Genomic DNA, 20832 nt, shown 5'->3' with positions numbered 1-20832 from the left:
GGTATCAAATTGATTATATAATCAGGGATAGAAATACCTCCACCTTCGATGTTAGGCTGTCGTCTCATAGCCGATGAGAAGACCGTGACGGACGAAGATTGCAATCAACCTGGGGGGCCGAACGAGACGGCCGCCTATATCGAAGCGCTCGTTGCCGAGCTGGCGCGGATCGCCGCCGCGAACCGGCTGCACATGCTGCATTACCTGCTTCAAATGGCCCGCGAGGAAGCCGCCAACGTCGCGCGCCGCGACAATCCGGCGGCCGGACGCTCGCTCAGATAAGCGACACCGCGTTGCCGGCGTGACGTTCCAACCGGCCGGCGAGTTCGAGCTCGAGCAGGACGACCTGCACCTCGCCCGCCGGTCGACCCGACAGCACCACCAGTTCGTCGATGCCGACCGGGGCAGGGCTGAGCAGGGCCAGTATCCGGCCGCGGGCATCGTCGGCCGGTTCGCCGTAGTCAGCCTCCTCGCCGTCCTCATGCGTGCCGGCGGGCGGCTCCATGCGCCCGACCAGCGGCCGCAGCACGTCGACGATGTCGGCGACCTCCGTCACCAGCGCCGCGCCTTGCTTGATCAGCGCATTGGTGCCGCCGGCACGCGGATCGAGCGGCGATCCCGGCACGGCGAACACTTCCCGCCCCTGCTCGCCGGCCATGCGGGCAGTGATGAGCGAGCCGGAGCGCTCGGCCGCCTCCACCACCACCACACCGAGCGACAGGCCGGAGACCAGACGGTTACGGCGAGGAAAATCGCGGGCGCGCGCCTCCCAGCCCATCGGCATCTCCGACAGCACCACGCCCTGCTCGGCGATTCGCGCCTGCAGCGCCTCGTTCTCGCGCGGATAGGGGCGATCGTGACCGCCGGCGACCACCGCGATGGTGCCGCTGGCGAGGCTCGCCTCATGGGCCGTGGTGTCGATGCCGCGGGCGAGGCCGGAGGCGACCACCCAGCCGGCCTCGCCGAGGCCGCGCGCGAGACGCGCGGTCATGGTCCGGCCGGCGCCTGAGGCATTGCGCGAGCCGACGATGGCTACCGTCGGTTCCGTCAGCAATTCTGCCCGGCCGCGGATGGCGATCAGCGGTGGCGGGTCGTCGATCGCCCGCAGCGGCGGCGGATAATCCGGCTCGCCGATGGCGATGAAACGCCCGTTCAGCCGGGCGAGGGCGGCGATCTCGTCCTCCGCCTCGGCCGGCGAGGGGATACGGGGTGGAATCAGGCTACCGCCGCGCCGGGCAAGGCTCGGCAGCGCCTCCAGCGCGGCGCGGGCGCCGCCGAAGCGGTTGACGAGGTTGCGGAAGGCGCGCGGGCCGACATTCTCGGTGCGGATCAGCCGCAGCCAGTCGCGGCGCTGCCCGTCGTCGAGGCGCACGCCCGGGCCCGCCATGGTCAGCCTTTCGCGCCGATGCGACTTTCGGTCCCGGCGAGCAGGCGGCGGATATTGGCGCGGTGCATGAACCACAGCAGCACGGCCAGCAGCGCCAGCAGCAAGGCGAGCGCCGTACTCGCCAGCACAAGGGCGGCGAGCACGGTGGCGGCGGTGGCGCAGAGTGCGGCCAGCGAGGAGTAGCGGAACAGCCGGGCGACGCCGAGCCAGACTACCGCGAACACCAGCGCCAGCGGCCAGTAGAGGCCGAGCGTCACGCCGAGGAAGGTCGCCACGCCCTTGCCGCCGCGAAAGCCGAGCCACACCGGGAAGAGATGGCCGAGAAAGGCGCCGAGCGCCGCGACCAGCGAGGCCTCGAAGCCGAACAGCCGTGCGGCGAGCAGCACCGCCACCGTACCCTTCAGCGCATCGCCGAGCAGAGTGGCGGCGGCGAGTCCCTTACGGCCGGTGCGCAGCACATTGGTGGCGCCGATATTGCCGGAGCCGATGGAGCGGATGTCCTGCGTGCCGGCGAGACGGGTGAGAATCAGCCCGAACGGGATCGAGCCCAGCAGATAGCCAAGCGCCAGGGCCAGAAGGCCCGTGAGGGGAGGCAGCGACCACGTCATGCGTTGACCTTAGAGGCCGCTGCGCGCCATGGCGATGGCGACCACGGCGCGCGGTGGCGGCAATTCACACGTATTCGTACACGGTGCGGCCGCCGACCAGCGTGCGCACCACCCGTCCCTCGAAGCGCGCCTCGTCAAAGGGCGTGTTGAGGCAGCGCGACTTCAGCGCCGTCGCATCGAGGATCCACGCCTCGTCCGGGGCGATCACGGCGATATCCGCCGGCCGGCCCGGCCGCAGCGTGCCGGACTCGAGGCCGAGCAGCTCGGCGGGCCGGGTGGAGAGCGAACGGATCAGCGGCATCAGCCCCAGCGTGCCGTCATTCACCAGCCGCAGGCCGGCGGCCAGCATGGTCTCCAGCCCGATGGCGCCGAAGGCGGCCTCGGAGAAGGGCAGGCGCTTCACCTCGACGTCCTGCGGGTTGTGATCGGAGACGACGACGTCGATCAGTCCCTCGTCCACGGCCGCGACCAAGGCGAGGCGGTCGTCCTCGGCGCGCAGCGGCGGCGCCAGCTTGAAGAAGGTGCGGTAGCCGACGACGTCGCGCTCGTTCAGGGTCAGGTGGTTGATCGAGGCCGAGGCGCTGACGTTCAGCCCGGCGTCCTTGGCCCGGCGCAGCACCTCGAGCGATTCGGCGCAGGTGAGCGAGGCGGCGTGGTAGCGCCCGCCGGTCATGGCGGCGAGGCGGACGTCGCGCTCCAGCACGATGGCTTCCGCTGCCTTGGGGCTGCCGGCGAGGCCGAGCCGGGCGGCGAGCTCGCCCTCGTTCATCACCCCTTCGCCGGTGAGGTCGGCATCCTCGGTGTGGTGGACGATCAGCGCGTCGAACATGCGGGAATAGGTGAGGGCGCGTCGCAGCACCTGCGCCGAGCGCACCGAGCGGGCGCCATCGGTGAAGGCGACCGCGCCGGCGGCCTGCAACAGGCCGATCTCGGTCATCTCGCGGCCTTCGAGGCGCTTGGTGAGCGCCGCCATCGGGTGCACCCGCACGATCGCGGTATCGCGGGCGCGGCGCTGCACGAAATCGACGATGGCCGGCTCGTCGATCATCGGATCGGTATCGGGCTGGCAGATGATGGTGGTCACGCCGCCCGCCGCTGCCGCCTGGCTGGCGGAGGCAAGCGTCTCGCGGTGCTCGGCACCCGGCTCGCCGATGAAGGCGCGCATGTCGACGAGGCCGGGAACCACGATCCTGCCGCGGCAGTCCACCCGCTCGGTGCCTTCCGGCAGGCCGGCGGCGGCGAGGCCGGGTGCGAGATCCTTGACGATGCCGTCGGCGACGAGGATGTCGCCGACGATGTCGAGGTCGCGCGAGGGGTCGAGAATGCGGGCTCCCGCCAGAAGAACCGGACGAATATCAGGCATTTGGCAGATTCCGCGACAGCGCATCGAGGACGGCCATGCGGACCGCCACGCCCATTTCCACCTGCTCGCGGATAAGCGACTGCGCACCGTCGGCCACCGCCGAATCGATCTCGACGCCGCGATTCATCGGGCCGGGATGCATCACCAGCGCGTCCGGCTTGGCGTAGCGCAGCTTCGCCTCGTCGAGACCCCAGAAGTGGAAATACTCCTTCACCGACGGCACGAAGGAGCCGTTCATCCGCTCGCGCTGCAGGCGCAGCATCATGACGATGTCGACGTCGGCGAGGCCGCTGCGCATGTCGTTATGCACCTCGACGCCGAAGCGATCGATGTCGCGCGGCAGCAGCGTGCGCGGCGCCACCACGCGCACCGTCGCGCCAAGTGCCTGGAGCAGAAGGATATTCGAGCGGGCGACCCGCGAATGGGTGATGTCGCCGCAGATGGCGACGGTCAGCCCTTCGATGCGCCCCTTATTGCGGCGGATGGTCAGCGCGTCGAGCAGCGCCTGGGTAGGGTGCTCATGCGCGCCGTCGCCGGCATTCACCACCGAGCAGTCGACCTTACGGGCGAGCAGTTCCACCGCGCCGGAGGCACTGTGGCGCACGATCAGTACGTCCGGGTGCATGGCGTTGAGGGTGGCGGCGGTATCGATCAGCGTCTCGCCCTTCTTCAGCGAGGAATTGGCCACCGCCATGTTCATCACATCCGCCCCGAGGCGCTTGCCGGCCAGTTCGAAGGACGACTGCGTGCGGGTGGAAGCCTCGAAGAACAGGTTGATTTGCGTGCGGCCGCGCAGGGTCGCGCGCTTTTTCTCGACCTGCCGGTTGAGGGTCACGAATTCCTCGGCGAGGTCGAGCAGGCCGGTGATCTCGTCGGGGGCGAGGCCCTCGATGCCGAGAAGGTGCCGGCGGGCAAGCGTGAAGGAGGCAGTCGGGTTCGATGTCATATCGAAGTCGGCTGGATAGACGCTGATGTGGCTCCTCGCAAGCGCTTATCGGCACCTGTCCCGGAAATCGCGTCGCGGCACCGCCGGAACCCGGTGCCGTTCGCCGACGTTATTCCGTCGAGGATCTGGGGGCTCAAAGGACAGGAGGATGCCATGACAGGGATGTCGAGCCGGAAGGCCCGTCTCGGCGTGGTCGGACTCGTGCTTGCCGCCTCGCTCGCCGCAGTGCCGGCTTCCGCGGCCCCGCTCCGCTTCGATCCGGCACTCGCCGGGGCTGACGGCGTGCCGGTCGAACGGGTGGACTGCACCGGCTGCTGGGTGGCCGGCGGCGTCGCGGCCGGGGTGGTCGCCGGAGCGGCCATCGCCAATGCCAATCGCGGTTACTATTACGGGCCGCGCTATGGCTATGATGGTTATTATGGTCCGCGCTATTACGGAGCCCGCTACCGCTATTACGCCCCGCGCGCCTATTATGGGCCGCGCTACTACGCTGGGCCGCGCTATGGCTATTACGGGCGGGAGCGCTACTACGGGCCGCGCTACGACAATTGACGTGCACGGCGCCGGCCGTTGCCGAGTTTCGCGCCTCACGCCATCGCCGGACGGCGGGCCGCTGGCCTGCCGTTCGCGTTTTGCATGAGTTTTTCTGCCTAAGGCCTTGTTAGGACAGATAGGTCGCCGTGGCGACTGCCGCCGACATGGTGACGGTGGCGACGATCATCTGCACGGTCAGCATCTCCGCCAGCAGCGGCGCGTCGCCGCCCATCTGCCGCGCCAGCACATAGCCGTTCGGCGCCGAGGGCACCGAGGAGGCGATGGCGACCACCAGGAGGTCGACGCCGTGCAGCCCCAGCGCCACGCCGAGGGCGATGGCGATGGCGGGAAGCAGCGCCAGCTTGAAGAAGCAGGACACCAGCGTCGCCGCGTGCGGGCGGCGCAGGCTGTCGATCCGTAGCCCGGCACCGACCACCAGCAGGCCGAGCGCCAGCGAGGAACGGCCGAGAATGTCGACGAACGTCATCAGCACGGCGGGAAGTATGACGTTGATTTCGTTGAGCAATGCCCCGATGGCGCACGACCAGACATAGGGGTTGCGGGCGATCTGGGCGAGCATGCGCGGCGGCGCGGCGCTGGAGCGGGCGCCGTGGCGGGCGAGTACCGCGACCGACAGCACGTTGAGCGCGGGAATCATCACCGCCAGCGCCACGGCGGCGACGGCCAGCCCCTTCGGACCCGCCAGAGCCCCGGACACCGCCAGCGCCACATAGGAGTTCCAGCGCACCGATCCCTGGAAAAGCGAGGTGTAGGAAGGACTTGTCAGTCCGAGCGCCCGGCTGAGCGGGCGGCGCAGCAGCGCCAGCGCGGCGCTGAGGCCCAGAATCGCCAGCAGCAGCGCGGCGCCGACCTCCAGCACCGCCACCCCGCCAAGGTCGGCGCGGGCGATGGAGACGATGATCAGCGCCGGGAAAAGAATGAAATAAGTGAGCTTTTCCAACGCGATCCAGTGGCTGTCCTCGGTGAGGAGGCCCCGCTTCAGCGCGGCCCCGAGGGCGATCACCAAGAACACCGGGACGAGCGCGCTGAGGACGCCGGCCATGGTCAGGCGCTCGCGAGGAACCGCAGGCGGTCGAGCGCGCCCTGAAGGATGAAGGCGGCGGCGTGCTGGTCCACCACGGCGGCCCGTTTCGCCCGGCTGACATCGGCACCGATCAGGTCCCGCTCGACGGCGGCGGTGCTAAGCCGTTCGTCCCACAGCATAATCGGTAATTCGGTCAGCTTGGCGAAGTTGCGGGCGAAGGCGCGGGTGGACTGGGCGCGGGGGCCCTCGCTGCCATCCATGTTGACGGGCAGGCCGAGCACGAAGCCGACCGCGCCGCGCTCGCCGGCCAGCTTGAGGACGCGCGCCGCGTCGGGAGTAAACTGTTTGCGTGCAATGGTTTCCACCGCCGCAGCGAGACGCCGGTCGGGGTCGCAGCTGGCGATGCCGATGGTCTTGGTGCCGAGATCGAGGCCGAGCAGCCCGCCGCGCGGGGGCAGCTGGCCGGCGGCTTCCTCGATGCGGAGAATGGGGGCGCTCATGCCCTTGCGCTACCACGCCGGGAGGGGGCGCGCCAGAGCGTCCGGTCAGTGCAGTGAGGTGGACGATGCGGCCGATTTCCGCTGCGGGATGGCCGATGAGGCCGAAAAGTCCAGCTTGAGCCCGCCGGCGGGCGCCCTATGTTGCGCTCATCGTCGGCAGCCAGAGAGATACTCCATGAAGATCACGTGGTTCGGACACGCAGCCTTCCGCCTCGACTTCGCCGGGAAGGTGGTGCTGATCGACCCCTTCCTGTCCGGCAACCCCAGCTTCGCGACCGGCCGCGACGTGGCGGTGCTCGGCACCACCCATGTGCTGCTGACCCATGGCCATGGCGACCATGTCGGCGACACCGTCGCGATCGCGGACTCGACCGGGGCGACGGTGGTCGCCAATGCCGACCTCGCCTCCTGGCTGGGGCTGCAGGGGGTGAAGAAGCTGGAGATGATGAACACCGGCGGCACCATCGGCCTTGACGGCTTCTCGGTGAGCATGGTGCGGGCCGATCATTCCTCCGGCATGGTGGTCGACGGCGCCACCGCCTATCTCGGCAACGCCAACGGGCTGATCGTGCATGCTCCCGGCGAGCCGACCATCTGGCACATGGGCGATACCGACATCTTCTCCGACATGGAGCTGATCGCGGAGATCCACCGGCCGGAGATCGTCATCGTGCCGATCGGCAACCGCTTCACCATGGGGCCGGAGACGGCGGCGCTGGCGGTGAAGCGCTTCCTGCCGGGGCTGACCATCATCCCCTGCCATTACGGTTCCTTCCCCCCGCTGGAGCCCACGGCCGACCGCTTCGTCAGCTTCGTCGGCGACGAGGCGAGCGTGCATGTGCTGGAAAGCGGCACGCCGAAGGAATTCGCCAAGGGCTGAGGCGGGCGCAACGCGAACGGCCGGCCCTCAAACGCCTCCTCTTCTTCCATCGCGCAGAGATCGCTTCTCGGCCGCGGCGGTGAAGGGGAGCGGCGCGGGGCCGCGCCGACCTTCTCCCCGATCCATTTCCCCGGAGGGAGAGGGAGGGGCGACGCGTCTCTAGCCGTGCGCCGCGCAGGCCCGGCGCACGGCCTGCGCCTGCATCAGGAAGGCGACGGCGACGAAATCGTTGAGCGCTTCCACCAGCGCCGGCTCGGCGAGTGCGCCGCCACGCGGATCGGGACGGCGCAGCAGGCCGGTTTCCTCGCCGGCGCGCAGCAGGTCGAGCACGTGCGAGCGCGAAACGCCGAACCGGCCGGCCAGATGGGTGATCGGCAGCGCCGGCCGGTCGAACTCGGTCTCCATCAGCGACAGGGCGATGACGATGCCGGCGTCGCGGTCGGCGAAGGGGGCGAGTTCCGGCACGTCGTCGAGCAGCCGCCAGCCGTCGCGGAACGGCTGGAGCAGGGCGTCGACATAGGGCGGCAGGAATGCCGGATCGCCGAGGCGGGCGAGACCGGCCTCGCCCTCCGGCATGATGGGTGCCATGGCGGCCAGCAGATGCCGCCAGCGGGCGCGGTGCATGCCGAGGAGGCGGTCGGTCGGCGCCAGCCGCTTCAGACGGCGGTCCGGGCCGGGGACGGATTCGACGAGGCCGAGCAGCCGGAAGGCGCCGAGCACCGCGACGACGCGGCCGGGGCTGCACACCTTCAGGGCGGCGGCCTCGGCCTTCAGCCGCCCGGCGCTGAGACCGCTGCCGGCGCCGGCATTGCCTTTGCCGGGCGATTCGAGATGCAGGGCGAGCGCCAGCATGGAGAGGATGAAGCGCCCGCGATCATTGAGCAGCCGGTTCATGATCGCGCTGCCGCGATAGGTCTCGACGATGCCGGCCGCCGCCTGTCGCGCCGCCTGCGGAAAGCCGGGATGGGCGCGCAGGGCCTCAAGGTCTGGCCGGCGTTCCGCCGCGGGCGCGCGCCATGTGGCCGTATCGAGCATGGGCTTCCATCGATCCGAATTTCGCAGCGTTATGACATTGTGTGCGCCACCGCTTCAACCCGCCGGAACCGGCCGGGCGACCGGAAAATCCCGTGGCGGATGCTGCCCGGCGGTATCGGGATCGGACGCGATCAAAATTCGGCATTGCGCAAGGGCAGCGCCGGGCGTTCACTCCGCGCCCGGAGGGACAACCGTCCCGAGCGAGGACGTGTCATGCGCTGCAAGGGAATCCCGTCACTCCGCCATGCGGCCGGGGCGTTTGCCGCCGGCGCCCTGCTGGCGGCCGGCGCGCTGATCGCCGGCGCCTCCCCCGCCGCCGCGGTGGTGTACTGCACCGGGCCAGGCTATCCGCGCGGTTGCGTGGTGCGCCCCGCGCCGGCGCCCGCCGTACGCGCGGCCATTTATTGCACCCGCCCGGGCTACCCGGTCGGATGTGTCGCCAACCCGAATGCCCGTGCCGTCGCGCGGCCGGGACCGGGGGTGAATATGGGCGGGCCGGTCAATCATCCCGGCCTGCGCTGAGCCGTTTTGTAACAGGAGAGTCGCATGTCCATTTCCCCTACCGGGCTCCGCCGGGGCACGGCCGCCGCATTGTGCCTCGGGGCGCTCATCGCCGCCTCGGCCCCGGCGCTCGCCGACAAGGCCGCCGCCGATTCCTGCGCCGCTGGGCTCAATGCCGACGGCAAGGCGATCTATGTCGCCTCGCTGCCGGGCATCAGCTCGGGCGGCGATGTCCGCGACGTGGTGACCGACAAGACCCGCTCGCTCGCCATGGGCGGCAAGATCGATCGCGGCGCCGCGCGCACCAATGCCGAGGCCGCCGGCCAGTGCCTGGCGATGGTGAAGAGCTGAGATCGACGAACAAGGCCGGCGGGTTGAACCCGCGGGCCGGGGTTCACCGGCCGATCCGCGGTTCCTCTCTCGACAGGGAAGCGCGGGGGTGACGCGGCCGTCGCCGCCGGTGGGCAGCAAGCCGGTGGGAGACCGCCCGGGAGCCGCCCGCAGGCGGTCTCCCACGGGCGGGATTTGTCCGGCGGGTTTCTGTCGCCCGTTGCCGCGCCTCACTCCTTTCCCGCCCGGGAACAGGATTGCGGCGCCGGAGTGCGGGGGAAGGGCCGGTGGCGCGTTGCGGGACGCGCCGCCGGCCTGCTATACGGCGCGGCAGCAATTCATGTCGTGTCGGGTAATCTCATGTCGGTCGATCAGGCGACGGTCCGGCGGGTCGCGCATCTCGCGCGCATCGCCGTCACCGAGGAAGAAGTGGTCCATCTCCAGGGCGAGCTCAACGCTATCCTGGCCTTCGTGGACGAGCTGGCCGAGGTCGACGTCACCGGCGTCGAGCCGATGACCAGCGTCACCCCGATGACGCTGCCGCTGCGCGCGGACGTGGTGACCGACGGGTTCTATCCCGAGCGGGTGCTCGCCAACGCCCCGGTGACCGAGGACGGCTTCTTCGCCGTGCCCAAGGTGGTGGAGTGAGCCCCATGAGCGAACTGACCCGTCTCACCCTCACCGCCGCCCGCGAAGGGCTGGCGCAGGGCCATTTCTCCGCCACCGAGCTGACCCAGGCCTATCTCGATGCCATCGAGCCGGCCGGCGACCTCAACGCCTTCGTGCTGACCACGCCGGAAAAGGCGCTCGACATGGCCAAGGCCAGCGACGCGCGCCTCGCCAGCGGCGAGGCGGGACCGTTGGAGGGTATCCCGCTCGGCGTGAAGGACAATTACGCGGTGGACGGCGTGCGCACCACCGCTGGCTCCAACATCCTCAAGCACTTCGTGCCGCAGTACGAATCCACCGTCACCGCCAATCTGTGGCGCGACGGCGCGGTGATGCTCGGCAAGCTGAACCAGGACGAGTTCGCCATGGGCTCGTCCACCGAGACCAGCGCCTTCGGCGCCACGGTGAACCCCTGGCGGCGCGAGGGCTCGTCCCAGCCGCTGGTGCCGGGCGGCTCCTCCGGCGGCTCGGCGGCGGCGGTGGCGGCGCATCTGTGCGCCGGCGCGGCCGGCACCGACACCGGCGGCTCGATCCGCCAGCCGGCGGCGTTCACCGGCACGGTTGGCATCAAGCCGACCTATGGCCGCTGCTCGCGCTGGGGCATCATCGCCTATGCCTCCTCGCTCGACCAGGCCGGGCCGATCGCCCGCTCGGTGAACGACGCGGCGCTGCTGCTGCGCTCCATGGCCGGCCACGACCCGAAGGATTCGACCTCGGCCAAGCTGCCGGTGCCGGATTATCAGCAGGCGGTCGGCGCCTCGGTGAAGGGCATGCGCATCGGCATCCCCAGGGAGTATCGCGTCGACGGCATGTCGGACGAGATCGCCGCCCTGTGGGACGAGGGCGCGCAATGGCTGCGCGACGCCGGCGCCGAGGTGGTCGAGATCAGCCTGCCGCACAGCAAATACGCGCTGCCGGCCTATTACATCGTCGCGCTGGCCGAGGCCTCCTCCAACCTCGCCCGCTATGACGGCGTGCGCTATGGCGAGCGGGTGCCCGGCCGCGACATCATCGAGATGTACGAGAAGACCCGCGCCAGCGGCTTCGGCGCCGAGGTCCGCCGGCGCATCATGATCGGCACCTATGTGCTCTCCGCCGGCTATTACGACGCCTATTACGTGCGGGCGCAGAAGGTGCGCACGCTGATCAAGCGCGACTTCGAGAACGCCTTCGCCGCCGGCGTCGACGCGGTGCTGGCCCCGGCCACCCCGTCGCCGGCCTTCGGCATCGGCGAGAAGTCCGGTGCCGACCCGGTGGAGATGTACCTGCAGGACGTGTTCACCGTGACGCTGAACATGGCCGGCCTGCCGGGCATCGCGGTGCCGGCCGGGCTGTCGGGCGAGGGGCTGCCGCTCGGGCTGCAGCTGATCGGCCGGCCGTTCGGCGAGGAGGCGCTGTTCTCGCTCGGCCAGGTGATCGAGGAGGCCGCCGGCCGCTTCCCCTGCCCGGAAGACTGGTGGCGGTGATGGCGCGCCTGCTCCCCGAGAACGAGAGTGCCCTCGCGCCCTTCCGGGCGGAGATCGACGCCCTCGACGCGCAGATGGTGGAGCTGCTCGCCAGGCGCTTCGAGGTGGTCAAGCACGTCATCGCGGTGAAGCGGGCCGAGGGGCTCGCGGCGCTGCTGCCCGAGCGGGTTGAGGACGTGGTGGAGAAGGTGACCGCCAGCGCCGAGACCAAGGGCGTGCCGCCCGAACTCGCCGAGAAGCTGTGGCGGGTGCTGATCCAGTGGGTGGTCGACTACGAGAACGAGCGGCTCGGCTAACGCGGGCGGCGGGGCAGGGGTTGCTCTCGGCGGCGCTCTTCCCGCCGGAACCGAACGCGGCGGTTGCCGCGTTCGGTTCCGGCGGGGCCGAGGGCGGAAACGTCTGGTCGTTTGAATCCGGCGGTTGCCGCGTTCGGTTCGGGCAGGGCCGAAGTCGGAAACATCCGGCCACCCGAACCCGGCTATTGCTGTGTTCGGTCGCGGCAGGGCCGGGGTCGGAAACATCCGGCTTCGGCGGAGAGGTGGCCGCGCGGCGGGTGGGCGAGGGGAGGCGCGATCGGGAAGCGTCGAAGACCCCTCACCCCAACCCTCTCCCGTCAAAGTCGGAAATGCCCGGCTTTGATTCTGCCTCCCACAGAACCCGGCAACAGCCGAGTTCTGCGTGGGGAGAGGGGGCGGGTCGCTCCTCCGGTCATCGCTGGATCGGATGCCCCTCAGCCGGTCGGGCGCGAGGATCTGCCGCGCGGAGATCTGCCGCGAAGGTCGACTGGTAAAGGTCTAATGGTCTTGGCGGCGTCGCCATGCTTTGAGCATGCCGCATCGTGCGTGACCGCAGCCGGCTCCCTCCGGTCGGCGGGCTTCCGAACGGCGGCGGGCCGCCGAGGACCTTGATCCGTGTTCCTCTCCGAACTCATGGCCGTCGGCGCGGCTAGCTGCATCGCGCTGAGCGCCATGTTCATCAGCGAGCTGAACGGGCGCGTCGGCCTGTTCCGCCTCACCCGCTGGCAGATGAGCGCCGCCTTCCTGATGAACGCGGCCGTCGCCACCGCGCTCGGCGGCTGGAGCAGCCTCGGCGGCACCCAGCTGATGCAGCTGGCGGCTTCCGGCCTGTTCGGCATCGTCATCGCCAGCACCACCTATTTCGCCGCCATCTACACCGCCGGGCCGCGCGTCACCGCGCTGCTGTTCGCGCTCACCTCGCCCTTCGCGCTGGCGCTCGGCTATCTCGTCTTCGGCGAGACGATCACCGCCCGGCAGGGGCTCGGCGTCGCGCTGGTGCTGGCCGGGGTGGCGCTGGCGGTCGGGCAGCCGCGCGGACGGGGGACGAAGGCCGAAAGCCTCGTGGTGCCGGCGCCGGAAGGCGCGCCGCGTCCGAAGGCCCGCTGGGGAGCCGGGCCGGGCTGGGCCGGCATCGGGCTCGGCGTGGTGACGGCGATGGGCCAGGCGCTGGGCAATCTGTTCGCCCGCCCGGCCATGGCGGCGGGGGTGGAGCCGTTCGCGGCGATGGCGGTGCGCTCCGGCCTCGCGGCGGCGTTCTTCCTGGCGCTGATGGCGTTTCCCTTCGCGCGGCGCGACACCGCTCCCGCCACCGCGCGCAACGTCGCCACGGCGGTGACGTCGGCCTTCTTCGGCACCGTGCTCGGTATGGCGCTCCTGATGGCGGCGCTGGCCGGCGGCGATGTCGGCGTGGTCTCGACGCTGTCCTCGATGGCGCCGGTGGCGATCCTGCCGATGGTGTGGCTGCGCACCCGCGTCGCGCCGTCGCCCGCCGCCTGGATCGGCGCCATGGTGGCGATCCTCGGCACGGCGCTGATCAGCCTGCGCTGAGCGCGGATCAACGCGAGGGGGCGCCCTCGATCGCGGCCTCGACCCAGCGGCGGAACGTATCGGCGTTGCGGCAGAACTCCGGCGGCGGCGCGTTCTCCGGCTCGCGGGCGAGGAAGTCGCGGCAGGCCTCGCCGGTGCGGCAGCCGAGGCAACGCTGGGCGCCGGCCCGCAGCTCGCCGAGCGGAATCGCCGCCGGATCGAGCTCGTGCAGGCCCATATGGCCGGCCATGTGCCGGAACAAAGCGAGCCGTTCGTCGATGGTGTCGATGCGCATCTGTCGCCTCCTCATCTGCGCCGGGCAGCCTGACGCAGGCCGTCCCCGCCGGCCTTGATCTGCCGCAAGACATTGAAACCGTTGCGCCGCCGCGCATTCCGGCGCACTCTCCCGCCCAGACCCATGGCGCGCGGGGGGCGCGCCGTGCCGTGCCGAAGGGGGAGGCGTGGCATGGAGTGGTTGAACGCACTGTTCCAGAACGGCCCGGCGATCATCCGGGCCGCTAGCGAGACCGGGCTCGGCATCGTCGCGCTGGTGTGCATCATCATCGGCTGCGGCGGGGTGATCTATCTCGCCCGCACCCAGAGCAGCCATCCCTGGATCGGCTTCCTCACCTTCGCGCTGTTCATGCTGGGCACGATGAGCCTCGCCGTGGTGGCGCTCTATACCGGCGCCAAGCGGCCGCTGGCGCTGGCCGACGCCCGGCTGATCCAGTTCAAGACGCCCTATTACAACGAGCAGACCAAGACGATGCGCCTGCTCGACGCCAGCGTGATCAATCTCGGCGACAAGGTGTGGCGCGAGTTCCAGGAGCGGCCGGACGGCAATGCCGAGTACTACCACCTCGTCCGCACCATCGAGCCGGACCGCATGCTGTTCGTGCGCCGGCCCGGCGCGAATGGCGAGGAAGACCCGACCCAGCTGATCGTCGATCTCAGCCACAATGTGGTGTGCTGGCGCGAAGGCGCGGATTCCCCGACCCTGCAATGCCCCTATGCGCTGATCTCGGTGCAGTGAGGCCGTGAGGGGCGGGGACGCCGCGCCGGATCAGCCGCCGCCGCGCTGCTCACAGAAGCGGATGCGGTTGCCGAACGGGTCGATGACCTCCATCTGCCGGCCCCATGGCAGGGTCTCGACGCCCGGTCGCATGTTCGGGTTCTCCTTGGCCAGCAGCTCGGCGTTGTAGGCGGAGATGCCCTCCATCGCGACGAAGACGGTGGAGCCGGGCGTGGAATCGCCGTGGTGGCCGGACAGGTGCAGCACCAGCCCGGCGCGCGACACCTGCGCATAGAGCGGCAGGCCGGGCGCGAAGCGGTGCTCCCAATCCAGCGTGAAGCCGAGGAAGCCGACATAGAAGTCGAGCGCCTTCGGCTCGTCGAAGATGCGCATGATGGGCGCGGTGGTGCGGAACGAGAGCGGGCCGGCGGCGCGCTCCTCCGGCACCTGCGCGGCGAGCACGTTCCAGTCGCGCGCGCCGAACTGGGTGGCGACCAGATCGAGCGCGTGGCCATGGGGGATATCGATGCCGCGCGCGGCAAGGGCGGTGCGCAGCGCCTTCGCCAGGAACTTGGCGTCGGCGAGGGATTCCAGGCGTGTGTGGAGAACGGACGGAGCGGACATGGTCGATCCTGCGTCTGCGGCGATGCGTGGTGTCAGGGCTCGCCTTGCTGACGGCACCGCCGGGTGACGGAGGATGTCGACAGGTCGTCAATCGGTGCGTTCACCATGCCCCGGACGGGACGCGAGCGGCCGGCCGCACCAGCCGGAGGGGATGATAGCCGGCGGGTGTGGTGGCGAGCAAGTGACCCAAGGTTATTCGCGCGGCGTCAGCGGCCGGGCTGCCATTCCGGGTAGCGCGGCGCCTCGTCCTCCTCGGCAAGCCAGGGCACGTCGTGCCTGGTCCAGATGTGGAAGGACGGGCGCGCCGCCGGGTCGTCGTCGAGCGTGGCGACCCGCAGGATGAGGACGGCCTGCCCGGCGCGCTCGGCCACCAGATGGGTGCCGCAGCCGGAACAGAAATGGCGCTGCTTGCCGGACGAGGATTCGAAGCTGCGCAGGAGTTCCTCGCCGGCGGTCCAGCGGAAATGCGCGCGCTCCACCCCCGCCGTGGTGACGAAGGCGCTGGCATGCGCCTTGCGGCAGGTGTGGCAATGGCAATGGGAGACCGGCCCGTCCAGCCGGTCGATCTCGTAGCGCACGCCGCCGCACAGGCAGCTTCCCTTCAACGCCATGCTTCGCCCTCGCTCCGCGCCCGGAAAACCGGGCTCAGCCCACGCCTTCATAGATCGCCGCCAGCTTCAGGGTGACGCCGAGCGCGGGGAGCGGCAGCGCGGCATCCGTGCCCTCGATCATCTCGGGGGCGTGCGGGAAGGCGCCGTCCGCGCCGCGCTGCCACAGCCAGAGCCGCGGCTCGTCCTGCGCCAGGACGACATAGGCGGAGAGCGAGGGCAGGGCGGTGTATTCCTCGACCTTCTGACGCAGATCGGTCTCCAGCGAGGAGGGCGAGAGGATCTCGGCGAGCAGGATGGGGGCGGTCGCGACATAGGCCCGGCGATCGATGCCAGCGGCCTGCACGAAGACATCCGGGTAGCGAAGGCCGCGGGCTGTTTCCACGGCGAAATCCGACTGACCTACGGCAAAGCGCAAGCGGTCGAGCCCGGACCGCAGCAAGGTCTGGAGGTTCCCGGCAATCTCCACATGGCCCCAAGAGGCACCCGTCATCATCATGATCTTGCCCTCGACGAATTCGTAGCGACCTTCCTGCGTCTCGACCCAGCGCAGGAACGTCTCTTTCGTCAGAGGTATATCGGTACGGATGTTCATGTCCATCTCCGCGCCGTGCGGGCAAGGCGGCCGTTCCGGTTGCCATGCACACTATCATGGGAGTAGTCAGGCTCGACACAAGTCCGCCGTCCCGACGAGGCCACCCATGAACATGCATAGCCGCCCTGCCGACCCGAAGAAGCTGATCAAGGGCGCGACCGGCGACTGGGAAGTCGTCATCGGCATGGAGATCCATGCGCAGGTGACCTCCAATTCCAAGCTGTTCTCCGGCGCCTCGACCGAATTCGGCGGCGAGCCCAACTCGCATGTCTCGCTGGTCGACGCGGCGATGCCCGGCATGCTGCCGGTGATCAACGAGGAATGCGTCAAGCAGGCGGTGCGCACCGGGCTGGGCCTCAAGGCCGAGATCCACCGCAAGTCGGTGTTTGACCGCAAGAACTACTTCTACCCGGACCTGCCGCAGGGCTACCAGATCAGCCAGTACAAGAGCCCGATCGTCGGCGAGGGCGTGGTGCTGGTCGACACGGCGGACGGGCAGATCGAGGTCGGCATCGAGCGCCTGCATCTGGAGCAGGATGCCGGCAAGTCGATCCACGACCTCTCGCCCACCCAGTCGCTGGTCGACCTCAACCGCTCGGGCGTGGCGCTGATGGAGATCGTCTCCAAGCCGGACCTGCGCTCCTCCGAGGAAGCCAAGGCCTATGTGACCAAGCTGCGCACCATCCTGCGCTATCTCGGCACCTGCGACGGCGACATGGAGAAGGGCAATCTGCGCGCCGACGTCAACGTCTCCGTGCGCAAGCCCGGAGACGATTTCGGCACGCGCTGCGAGATCAAGAACGTCAACTCGATCCGCTTCATCGGCCAGGCGGTCGAGGTCGAGGCACGCCGCCAGATCGGCATCATCGAGGATGGCGGCAGCATCGACCAGGAGACGCGGCTGTTCGACCCCAACAGGGGCGAGACCCGTTCCATGCGCTCCAAGGAAGAGGCGCACGACTACCGCTACTTCCCTGATCCGGACCTGCTGCCGCTGGAATTCTCGCAGGGCTTCGTCGACGACCTCGCGGCGCACCTGCCGGAGCTGCCGGACGAGAAGAAGGCGCGCTTCGTCAGCGACTACGGCCTCTCGTCCTATGACGCCGACGTGCTGGTGGCCGAGAAGGCGACCGCCGATTATTACGAGGCCGCCGTCGCCCATAATGGTGCGAAGCGCGACGCCAAGGCGGTGGCCAACTGGATCATGGGCGACGTCTCGGCCTTCGCGAACTCGGCCGGGCTTTCGGTGTCCGACACCCACATCACCCCGGCGCAGATCGCCGGCCTCGTCGACCTGATCGCCGACCAGACCATCTCCGGCAAGATCGCCAAGGACGTGCTGGTGATCATCATCGGCGAGGAGAAGGACGGCGACCCCCGTGCCATCGTCGAGGCGCGCGGCATGAAGCAGGTGACCGACACCGGCGCCATCGAGGCGGCGGTCGACGCCATCATCGCCGCCAACCCCGACAAGGTGGCGCAGGTGATCGCCAAGCCGACCATGCTCGGTTGGTTCGTCGGTCAGGTGATGAAGCAGACCGGCGGCAAGGCCAACCCGCAGGCGGTGAACGACCTGCTCAAGGGCAAGCTCGGCATCTGAACACGGCGGGCGGCGATGAGCACGAGCGGGCAGGCGGACACCGGCGTCGGCGGCGCGGCCGCGAGCGATCCGGGTGTTGACGGCGCGGTGATCATCGAGGAGGCGCGGCGGGAGGACCTGCGGGCCATCGTCGACATCCTCGCGCGCGAGACGATGTTCGGTGCCCGCGACAGCGCCGACCCGGCGGATTTTCCCGACTATGAGCGGGCCTTCGAGGCCATCGCCGCCGATCCGCGCGCCACGCTCTATGTGGCGCGGGCGCAGGGGAGGGTGCTCGGCACCTTCCAGCTGATGCTGATGCGGGCGCTGACCCGCCACGGCACGCTGATCGCCATCGCCGAGGCGGTGCAGGTGCACCCCGAGGCGCGCGGGCTCGGCGTCGGCTCGGCGATGATGGCGTTCGCCAAGGACGAGGCGCGCCGGAGCGGGGCGGTGTCGCTGCAGCTGGTCTCGCACAAGAAGCGGACCGATGCCCACCGCTTCTACGAGCGCGCCGGCTTCGAGAAGCGGCTCGACGGCTTCAAGCAGGAGCTGTGAGGCCGGCCCACGCTCGGGCTGACCGCCTCGGCGGCGATGGTGGCGGCGACGGGAACGTCGCGCGGGAGAGGGCGCCGTTCCCGTCCTGTATACCGGTGGCGGGCGTCAGGCGCCCTTGACGCAGCTCGACAGGAACGCCTTGCGCGTCATGTCGTTGAGCTTGCCGCCCTTCTCGCCGGCGCTCCACTGCTTCTCGCAATTCTTCAGCTTGGTCTGCTGTGCCAGCTTGGCCGGTTTGGCGGCGGTGCCGGACGTGGCCGGCTGGCCGGCATCGGCGGCGGTGGCGGCCGGCGCTGCGGCGGCCGGGGCGGTCGGGGCGGGGCTGGCGGCGAACGCCGCGGCGGAGGTGACGACGAAGGCCGCGGTGGCGATTCCAGTGAACAGGTGGCGGCCGGTAAAGAGGCTGCGTGTCATGTGCTGGTCCTCCATGCTGTCCGCCAGGAGCGGCGGACGGGGCAAAGGATAGCGCGCCGTCCATGTCGCAACTTCGTCCGCTCAAGGAAGAAGTTGTGTCATTACACGCATGTGCTCTTCGAATACTTTGCGGAATCTGTCCCAATTCATGCCGCAGCGGCAGGGGCGCTGGGCGATCGTCGGCCCGTGCCCGATCAAACGCCCGTCGGGCGGGCAGCGGCGGCCAGGCGGCCCCACCGCCGCGCGCCCGCTTGCCAGCCGCCGCGCGCGGCCCTAGTTCTGTTGGCGAGACGCCCAAAAGGGGGCGGGACTGTGGAGGGCCGCGCGCCCATGGCCGAACTTCAGACGAACCCGATCCAGCTCTATTACTGGCCGACTCCGAACGGCTGGAAGATCAGCATCATGCTGGAAGAGTGCGGGTTGCCCTACGAGGTCGTCCCGGTGAACATCGCCAAGGGCGATCAGTTCAAGCCCGAGTTCCTCGCCATCTCGCCCAACAACAAGATTCCCGCCATCGTCGACCCGCAGGGGCCGGACGGCGCGCCGATCTCGGTGTTCGAGTCCGGGGCCATCCTGCAGTATCTCGGCCGCAAGACCGGCCTGTTCTACCCCGCCGACGAGCGCGGGCGGGTCGAGGTCGACCAGTGGCTGTTCTGGCAGATGGGCGGGCTGGGGCCGATGGCCGGCCAGACCCACCATTTCCGCATCTACGCGCCGGAAAAGCTGCCCTACGCCATCGACCGCTACACCAACGAGACGCACCGTCTCTACGGGGTGATGAACCGCCGCCTCGCCGACCGCGACTTCCTCGCCGGCGACTATTCCATCGCCGACATGGCCTGCATCGGCTGGTCGAAGCTGTGGGAGCGGCAGGGGCAGAACATCGAGGAGTTCCCCAACCTCAAGGCCTGGCTGGCGCGCATGCTGGCTCGCCCGGCGGTGAAGCGCGGGCTGTCGGTGAACGCCGAGGACCGCAACAAGGTGGATCTCGCCACCGACAAGGACGCGCAGAAGGTGCTGTTCGGTCAACGCGCCCGCTGAGGCTTTTCTCGCGGCGACGGGCTGGCGACGGGCCGCCCGCGCCTCGCGAGATTCGTTCCGTTTCCCGGCGGGATGCGCTAACCTCAGTGCCGTGACGCAACGTGACCCGAAGGCGGGACGCTGCGAGCGAGCGATGGCGGGCGTGCGATGACGGATATGGATCCGATCGGCGGCGGGCCAGCCGCGATCTCCGACGACTATGCCGAGGGAATCGCCGGCTCCATCGCCGCCGAGGCGGTGCAGCGCGCCGTGCGGGTCGCCTGGATGGCGGTGCTGCTCGGCATTGTCGTGCAGCTCCTGACTATCGCGTTCGCCCTCGGCTTCGGTGCCGGCTGGCCGGGCGTGGCGGTGCTGGCCGATTTCGCGCAGGGGGTGAGCTGGGCGATCCTGGTCTGCATCGGCCTCGCAGTGGGCACGGTGGCCGGGCGCGACCGTTCGCTGGTGATGGGCCTGCTCGGGCTGCTGTCCGGCCCGGTGGCCTGGGGCCTCGCCAAGGGCGCGCAGCGCACCGTGCAGGCGGCGCTGGGCCTCACCCCGGCGGGAATCGACGGCTTCTTCTATCTGGTCTGCGCCATCCGGGGCGCCGAATACGCCGCGCTGGGCGCGCTGCTCGGCTATCTGTCGCAACGCGAGGTCACCGGCATCCGCAGCTATCTGCTGCTCGGCGCCGTGGTAGGGCTGGCGGCCGCCGCCGCGATGACGGGGCTGAACCTGTGGCGAGCGGCTCAGACCGGCGCGGCGATTCCCGCCGCCCGGCTGGTCGGCGTGGCGGTGAACGAGCTGGTGTTCCCGATCGGCTGCGCGCTGGTGATCTGCGTGGCGCTGCGGATGAAGCGGCTGGTCGGACTGCACTAGATCGGGGACCTCGTAGCCGCCGACGTCCTCGGCTCGACGAACGTGCCGCACGCTTCGTCCCGGACCGGGAATGCGCTTTTGCGGGGCCGGGCCACGGGGGACGCCGCCGCTTGCCGGGACAGGGGCGGCCGGCGGATTGTCGCGCTTTCTTCATGCGAAGCGCGGGAGACGGCACTTGATAACGCGGTTGGGCCTTGACCAGACCGGCCGCGATACCTAGACAGATCGCCGTCGCAAGGTGTGCTTCGTCGTTCAGGCGGGCAGGCTCGGCTGACAGGAGACGTGGCCGAGAGGCTGAAGGCACTCGTTTGCTAAATGAGCAGACCCCTACAAGGGTCTCGAGGGTTCGAATCCCTCCGTCTCCGCCAATTTTCCCTTTAAGATCAATATTTTGGCTTGATCGCGCGATGGCGCTGAAGGGCGCTTCCCCGGTGGGGGGCCTGCCGGCCTTTCCCGGAG

General features: G+C 69.7%; 26 protein-coding genes and 1 tRNA gene. 15 read left to right on the top strand and 12 right to left on the bottom strand.

Features of this window, described 5'->3' with window-relative positions; genetic code table 11:
• Window positions 1–84: 84 nt before the first annotated feature.
• Window positions 85–282, top strand: a complete 198-nt coding sequence (locus LGR54_RS07870) for a hypothetical protein (protein ID WP_230361383.1) — start codon at window positions 85–87, stop codon at window positions 280–282.
• On the opposite strand, the gene dprA is transcribed toward LGR54_RS07870, so the two are convergent.
• From dprA to LGR54_RS07850, 4 genes are all read right to left on the bottom strand, one after another.
• Window positions 275–1387, bottom strand: a complete 1113-nt coding sequence (dprA, locus tag LGR54_RS07865; protein WP_230361382.1) for a DNA-processing protein DprA — start codon at window positions 1385–1387, stop codon at window positions 275–277. The genes LGR54_RS07870 and dprA overlap by 8 nt on opposite strands.
• A 2-nt stretch (window positions 1388–1389) precedes the next feature.
• Complete coding sequence (gene plsY, locus LGR54_RS07860) at window positions 1390–1995, bottom strand: glycerol-3-phosphate 1-O-acyltransferase PlsY (RefSeq protein WP_230361381.1); 606 nt, start codon at window positions 1993–1995, stop codon at window positions 1390–1392.
• Window positions 1996–2059: 64 nt separating this feature from the next.
• On the bottom strand, window positions 2060–3358 hold the full coding sequence (locus LGR54_RS07855) for a dihydroorotase (protein WP_230361380.1): 1299 nt from the start codon (window positions 3356–3358) through the stop codon (window positions 2060–2062).
• Window positions 3351–4304 carry an aspartate carbamoyltransferase catalytic subunit gene (locus LGR54_RS07850; protein ID WP_214006777.1) on the bottom strand — a complete coding sequence of 318 codons (954 nt, stop codon included), beginning with the start codon at window positions 4302–4304 and terminating at the stop codon, window positions 3351–3353. The genes LGR54_RS07855 and LGR54_RS07850 overlap by 8 nt, the downstream gene beginning before the upstream one ends.
• Before the next feature lie 153 nt (window positions 4305–4457).
• On the opposite strand from LGR54_RS07850, the gene LGR54_RS07845 reads away from it, so the two are divergent.
• Complete coding sequence (locus tag LGR54_RS07845) at window positions 4458–4856, top strand: hypothetical protein (protein WP_230361379.1); 399 nt, start codon at window positions 4458–4460, stop codon at window positions 4854–4856.
• Window positions 4857–4965: 109 nt separating this feature from the next.
• On the opposite strand, the gene LGR54_RS07840 is transcribed toward LGR54_RS07845, so the two are convergent.
• Together LGR54_RS07840 and ruvX are read right to left on the bottom strand one after the other, a co-directional pair.
• Window positions 4966–5901, bottom strand: coding sequence for an AEC family transporter (locus LGR54_RS07840; RefSeq protein ID WP_230361378.1), 936 nt, complete (start codon window positions 5899–5901; stop codon window positions 4966–4968).
• Between the two features lie 2 nt (window positions 5902–5903).
• On the bottom strand, window positions 5904–6383 hold the full coding sequence (gene ruvX, locus LGR54_RS07835) for a Holliday junction resolvase RuvX (RefSeq protein ID WP_230361377.1): 480 nt from the start codon (window positions 6381–6383) through the stop codon (window positions 5904–5906).
• Between the two features lie 175 nt (window positions 6384–6558).
• Between ruvX and LGR54_RS07830 the strand changes: the two genes are divergently transcribed.
• Window positions 6559–7263, top strand: coding sequence for a metal-dependent hydrolase (locus tag LGR54_RS07830; protein WP_230361376.1), 705 nt, complete (start codon window positions 6559–6561; stop codon window positions 7261–7263).
• Between the two features lie 159 nt (window positions 7264–7422).
• Here LGR54_RS07830 and LGR54_RS07825 read toward each other — a convergent pair whose 3' ends face one another.
• Window positions 7423–8298 carry a hypothetical protein gene (locus tag LGR54_RS07825; protein WP_230361375.1) on the bottom strand — a complete coding sequence of 292 codons (876 nt, stop codon included), beginning with the start codon at window positions 8296–8298 and terminating at the stop codon, window positions 7423–7425.
• Window positions 8299–8511: 213 nt separating this feature from the next.
• On the opposite strand from LGR54_RS07825, the gene LGR54_RS07820 reads away from it, so the two are divergent.
• From LGR54_RS07820 to LGR54_RS07795, 6 genes are all read left to right on the top strand, one after another.
• Window positions 8512–8820 (top strand): hypothetical protein, encoded by a 309-nt coding sequence (locus LGR54_RS07820; protein WP_230361374.1) that lies wholly within the window; start codon window positions 8512–8514, stop codon window positions 8818–8820.
• A gap of 24 nt (window positions 8821–8844) precedes the next feature.
• Complete coding sequence (locus LGR54_RS07815; protein WP_230361373.1) at window positions 8845–9150, top strand: hypothetical protein; 306 nt, start codon at window positions 8845–8847, stop codon at window positions 9148–9150.
• Window positions 9151–9489: 339 nt separating this feature from the next.
• Window positions 9490–9777: an Asp-tRNA(Asn)/Glu-tRNA(Gln) amidotransferase subunit GatC gene (gene gatC, locus LGR54_RS07810; RefSeq protein ID WP_230361372.1), complete on the top strand. Its 288-nt coding sequence runs from the start codon at window positions 9490–9492 to the stop codon at window positions 9775–9777.
• Between the two features lie 5 nt (window positions 9778–9782).
• Complete coding sequence (gene gatA / locus LGR54_RS07805) at window positions 9783–11264, top strand: Asp-tRNA(Asn)/Glu-tRNA(Gln) amidotransferase subunit GatA (protein ID WP_230361371.1); 1482 nt, start codon at window positions 9783–9785, stop codon at window positions 11262–11264.
• Window positions 11264–11560, top strand: a complete 297-nt coding sequence (locus tag LGR54_RS07800) for a chorismate mutase (protein ID WP_214006786.1) — start codon at window positions 11264–11266, stop codon at window positions 11558–11560. The genes gatA and LGR54_RS07800 overlap by 1 nt, the downstream gene beginning before the upstream one ends.
• Window positions 11561–12175: 615 nt before the next feature.
• The gene (locus LGR54_RS07795; RefSeq protein ID WP_230361370.1) at window positions 12176–13108 is read left to right on the top strand and encodes a DMT family transporter; all 933 of its coding nucleotides are present in this window, start codon (window positions 12176–12178) and stop codon (window positions 13106–13108) included.
• A 7-nt stretch (window positions 13109–13115) separates the two neighbouring features.
• Here the strand turns inward: LGR54_RS07795 and LGR54_RS07790 are convergent, their stop codons facing one another.
• Window positions 13116–13382, bottom strand: coding sequence for a DUF6455 family protein (locus tag LGR54_RS07790; protein ID WP_230361369.1), 267 nt, complete (start codon window positions 13380–13382; stop codon window positions 13116–13118).
• A gap of 171 nt (window positions 13383–13553) precedes the next feature.
• Here LGR54_RS07790 and LGR54_RS07785 point away from each other — a divergent pair, with 171 nt between their 5' ends.
• Window positions 13554–14120, top strand: a complete 567-nt coding sequence (locus LGR54_RS07785) for a hypothetical protein (RefSeq protein ID WP_230361368.1) — start codon at window positions 13554–13556, stop codon at window positions 14118–14120.
• A gap of 30 nt (window positions 14121–14150) precedes the next feature.
• On the opposite strand, the gene LGR54_RS07780 is transcribed toward LGR54_RS07785, so the two are convergent.
• The 3 genes from LGR54_RS07780 to LGR54_RS07770 form a co-directional block, all read right to left on the bottom strand.
• Window positions 14151–14723 carry a glyoxalase superfamily protein gene (locus tag LGR54_RS07780; protein WP_230361367.1) on the bottom strand — a complete coding sequence of 191 codons (573 nt, stop codon included), beginning with the start codon at window positions 14721–14723 and terminating at the stop codon, window positions 14151–14153.
• Window positions 14724–14929: 206 nt separating this feature from the next.
• Window positions 14930–15334 (bottom strand): GFA family protein, encoded by a 405-nt coding sequence (locus tag LGR54_RS07775; protein WP_230361366.1) that lies wholly within the window; start codon window positions 15332–15334, stop codon window positions 14930–14932.
• Between the two features lie 34 nt (window positions 15335–15368).
• Window positions 15369–15926 carry a Uma2 family endonuclease gene (locus tag LGR54_RS07770; RefSeq protein WP_230361365.1) on the bottom strand — a complete coding sequence of 186 codons (558 nt, stop codon included), beginning with the start codon at window positions 15924–15926 and terminating at the stop codon, window positions 15369–15371.
• Between the two features lie 106 nt (window positions 15927–16032).
• Between LGR54_RS07770 and gatB the strand changes: the two genes are divergently transcribed.
• Both gatB and LGR54_RS07760 read left to right on the top strand, forming a co-directional pair.
• Window positions 16033–17526, top strand: a complete 1494-nt coding sequence (gene gatB / locus LGR54_RS07765; RefSeq protein ID WP_230361364.1) for an Asp-tRNA(Asn)/Glu-tRNA(Gln) amidotransferase subunit GatB — start codon at window positions 16033–16035, stop codon at window positions 17524–17526.
• Between the two features lie 15 nt (window positions 17527–17541).
• A complete protein-coding gene (locus LGR54_RS07760; protein ID WP_230361363.1) occupies window positions 17542–18063 on the top strand; it encodes a GNAT family N-acetyltransferase in 522 nt (173 codons plus the stop codon).
• Between the two features lie 105 nt (window positions 18064–18168).
• On the opposite strand, the gene LGR54_RS07755 is transcribed toward LGR54_RS07760, so the two are convergent.
• The gene (locus LGR54_RS07755) at window positions 18169–18477 is read right to left on the bottom strand and encodes a hypothetical protein (protein WP_230361362.1); all 309 of its coding nucleotides are present in this window, start codon (window positions 18475–18477) and stop codon (window positions 18169–18171) included.
• 330 nt (window positions 18478–18807) lie between these two features.
• Here LGR54_RS07755 and LGR54_RS07750 point away from each other — a divergent pair, with 330 nt between their 5' ends.
• From LGR54_RS07750 to LGR54_RS07740, 3 genes are all read left to right on the top strand, one after another.
• Entirely contained in the window at window positions 18808–19518 is a 711-nt protein-coding gene (locus LGR54_RS07750) for a glutathione S-transferase family protein (RefSeq protein WP_230361361.1), read from the top strand.
• Window positions 19519–19665: 147 nt separating this feature from the next.
• Window positions 19666–20373, top strand: a complete 708-nt coding sequence (locus LGR54_RS07745) for a hypothetical protein (protein WP_230361360.1) — start codon at window positions 19666–19668, stop codon at window positions 20371–20373.
• 276 nt (window positions 20374–20649) lie between these two features.
• Window positions 20650–20741 (top strand) — tRNA-Ser (locus tag LGR54_RS07740).
• Window positions 20742–20832 lie beyond the last annotated feature (91 nt).

The organism is Ancylobacter sp. Lp-2 (assembly GCF_020523795.1).
In the GTDB taxonomy this organism is placed as follows: Bacteria; Pseudomonadota; Alphaproteobacteria; order Rhizobiales; family Xanthobacteraceae; genus Ancylobacter.
The sequence above is the reverse complement of the archived record's forward strand: the minus strand, read 5'-3'. Positions and strand labels throughout refer to the sequence as shown.

Coding starts and splice junctions, on each gene's coding strand:
- gatC (WP_230361372.1), top strand. CDS start 9,490: ATGTCGGTCGATCAGGCGACGGTCCGGCGGGTCGCGCATCTCGCGCGC.
- LGR54_RS07770 (WP_230361365.1), bottom strand. CDS start 15,926: ATGAACATCCGTACCGATATACCTCTGACGAAAGAGACGTTCCTGCGC.
- LGR54_RS07820 (WP_230361374.1), top strand. CDS start 8,512: ATGCGCTGCAAGGGAATCCCGTCACTCCGCCATGCGGCCGGGGCGTTT.
- LGR54_RS07775 (WP_230361366.1), bottom strand. CDS start 15,334: ATGGCGTTGAAGGGAAGCTGCCTGTGCGGCGGCGTGCGCTACGAGATC.
- gatA (WP_230361371.1), top strand. CDS start 9,783: ATGAGCGAACTGACCCGTCTCACCCTCACCGCCGCCCGCGAAGGGCTG.
- LGR54_RS07800 (WP_214006786.1), top strand. CDS start 11,264: ATGGCGCGCCTGCTCCCCGAGAACGAGAGTGCCCTCGCGCCCTTCCGG.
- LGR54_RS07780 (WP_230361367.1), bottom strand. CDS start 14,723: ATGTCCGCTCCGTCCGTTCTCCACACACGCCTGGAATCCCTCGCCGAC.
- LGR54_RS07830 (WP_230361376.1), top strand. CDS start 6,559: ATGAAGATCACGTGGTTCGGACACGCAGCCTTCCGCCTCGACTTCGCC.
- gatB (WP_230361364.1), top strand. CDS start 16,033: ATGAACATGCATAGCCGCCCTGCCGACCCGAAGAAGCTGATCAAGGGC.
- LGR54_RS07790 (WP_230361369.1), bottom strand. CDS start 13,382: ATGCGCATCGACACCATCGACGAACGGCTCGCTTTGTTCCGGCACATG.
- ruvX (WP_230361377.1), bottom strand. CDS start 6,383: ATGAGCGCCCCCATTCTCCGCATCGAGGAAGCCGCCGGCCAGCTGCCC.
- LGR54_RS07855 (WP_230361380.1), bottom strand. CDS start 3,358: ATGCCTGATATTCGTCCGGTTCTTCTGGCGGGAGCCCGCATTCTCGAC.
- LGR54_RS07815 (WP_230361373.1), top strand. CDS start 8,845: ATGTCCATTTCCCCTACCGGGCTCCGCCGGGGCACGGCCGCCGCATTG.
- LGR54_RS07840 (WP_230361378.1), bottom strand. CDS start 5,901: ATGGCCGGCGTCCTCAGCGCGCTCGTCCCGGTGTTCTTGGTGATCGCC.
- LGR54_RS07750 (WP_230361361.1), top strand. CDS start 18,808: ATGGCCGAACTTCAGACGAACCCGATCCAGCTCTATTACTGGCCGACT.
- dprA (WP_230361382.1), bottom strand. CDS start 1,387: ATGGCGGGCCCGGGCGTGCGCCTCGACGACGGGCAGCGCCGCGACTGG.
- LGR54_RS07850 (WP_214006777.1), bottom strand. CDS start 4,304: ATGACATCGAACCCGACTGCCTCCTTCACGCTTGCCCGCCGGCACCTT.
- LGR54_RS07755 (WP_230361362.1), bottom strand. CDS start 18,477: ATGACACGCAGCCTCTTTACCGGCCGCCACCTGTTCACTGGAATCGCC.
- LGR54_RS07760 (WP_230361363.1), top strand. CDS start 17,542: ATGAGCACGAGCGGGCAGGCGGACACCGGCGTCGGCGGCGCGGCCGCG.
- plsY (WP_230361381.1), bottom strand. CDS start 1,995: ATGACGTGGTCGCTGCCTCCCCTCACGGGCCTTCTGGCCCTGGCGCTT.
- LGR54_RS07825 (WP_230361375.1), bottom strand. CDS start 8,298: ATGCTCGATACGGCCACATGGCGCGCGCCCGCGGCGGAACGCCGGCCA.
- LGR54_RS07745 (WP_230361360.1), top strand. CDS start 19,666: ATGACGGATATGGATCCGATCGGCGGCGGGCCAGCCGCGATCTCCGAC.
- LGR54_RS07845 (WP_230361379.1), top strand. CDS start 4,458: ATGACAGGGATGTCGAGCCGGAAGGCCCGTCTCGGCGTGGTCGGACTC.
- LGR54_RS07785 (WP_230361368.1), top strand. CDS start 13,554: ATGGAGTGGTTGAACGCACTGTTCCAGAACGGCCCGGCGATCATCCGG.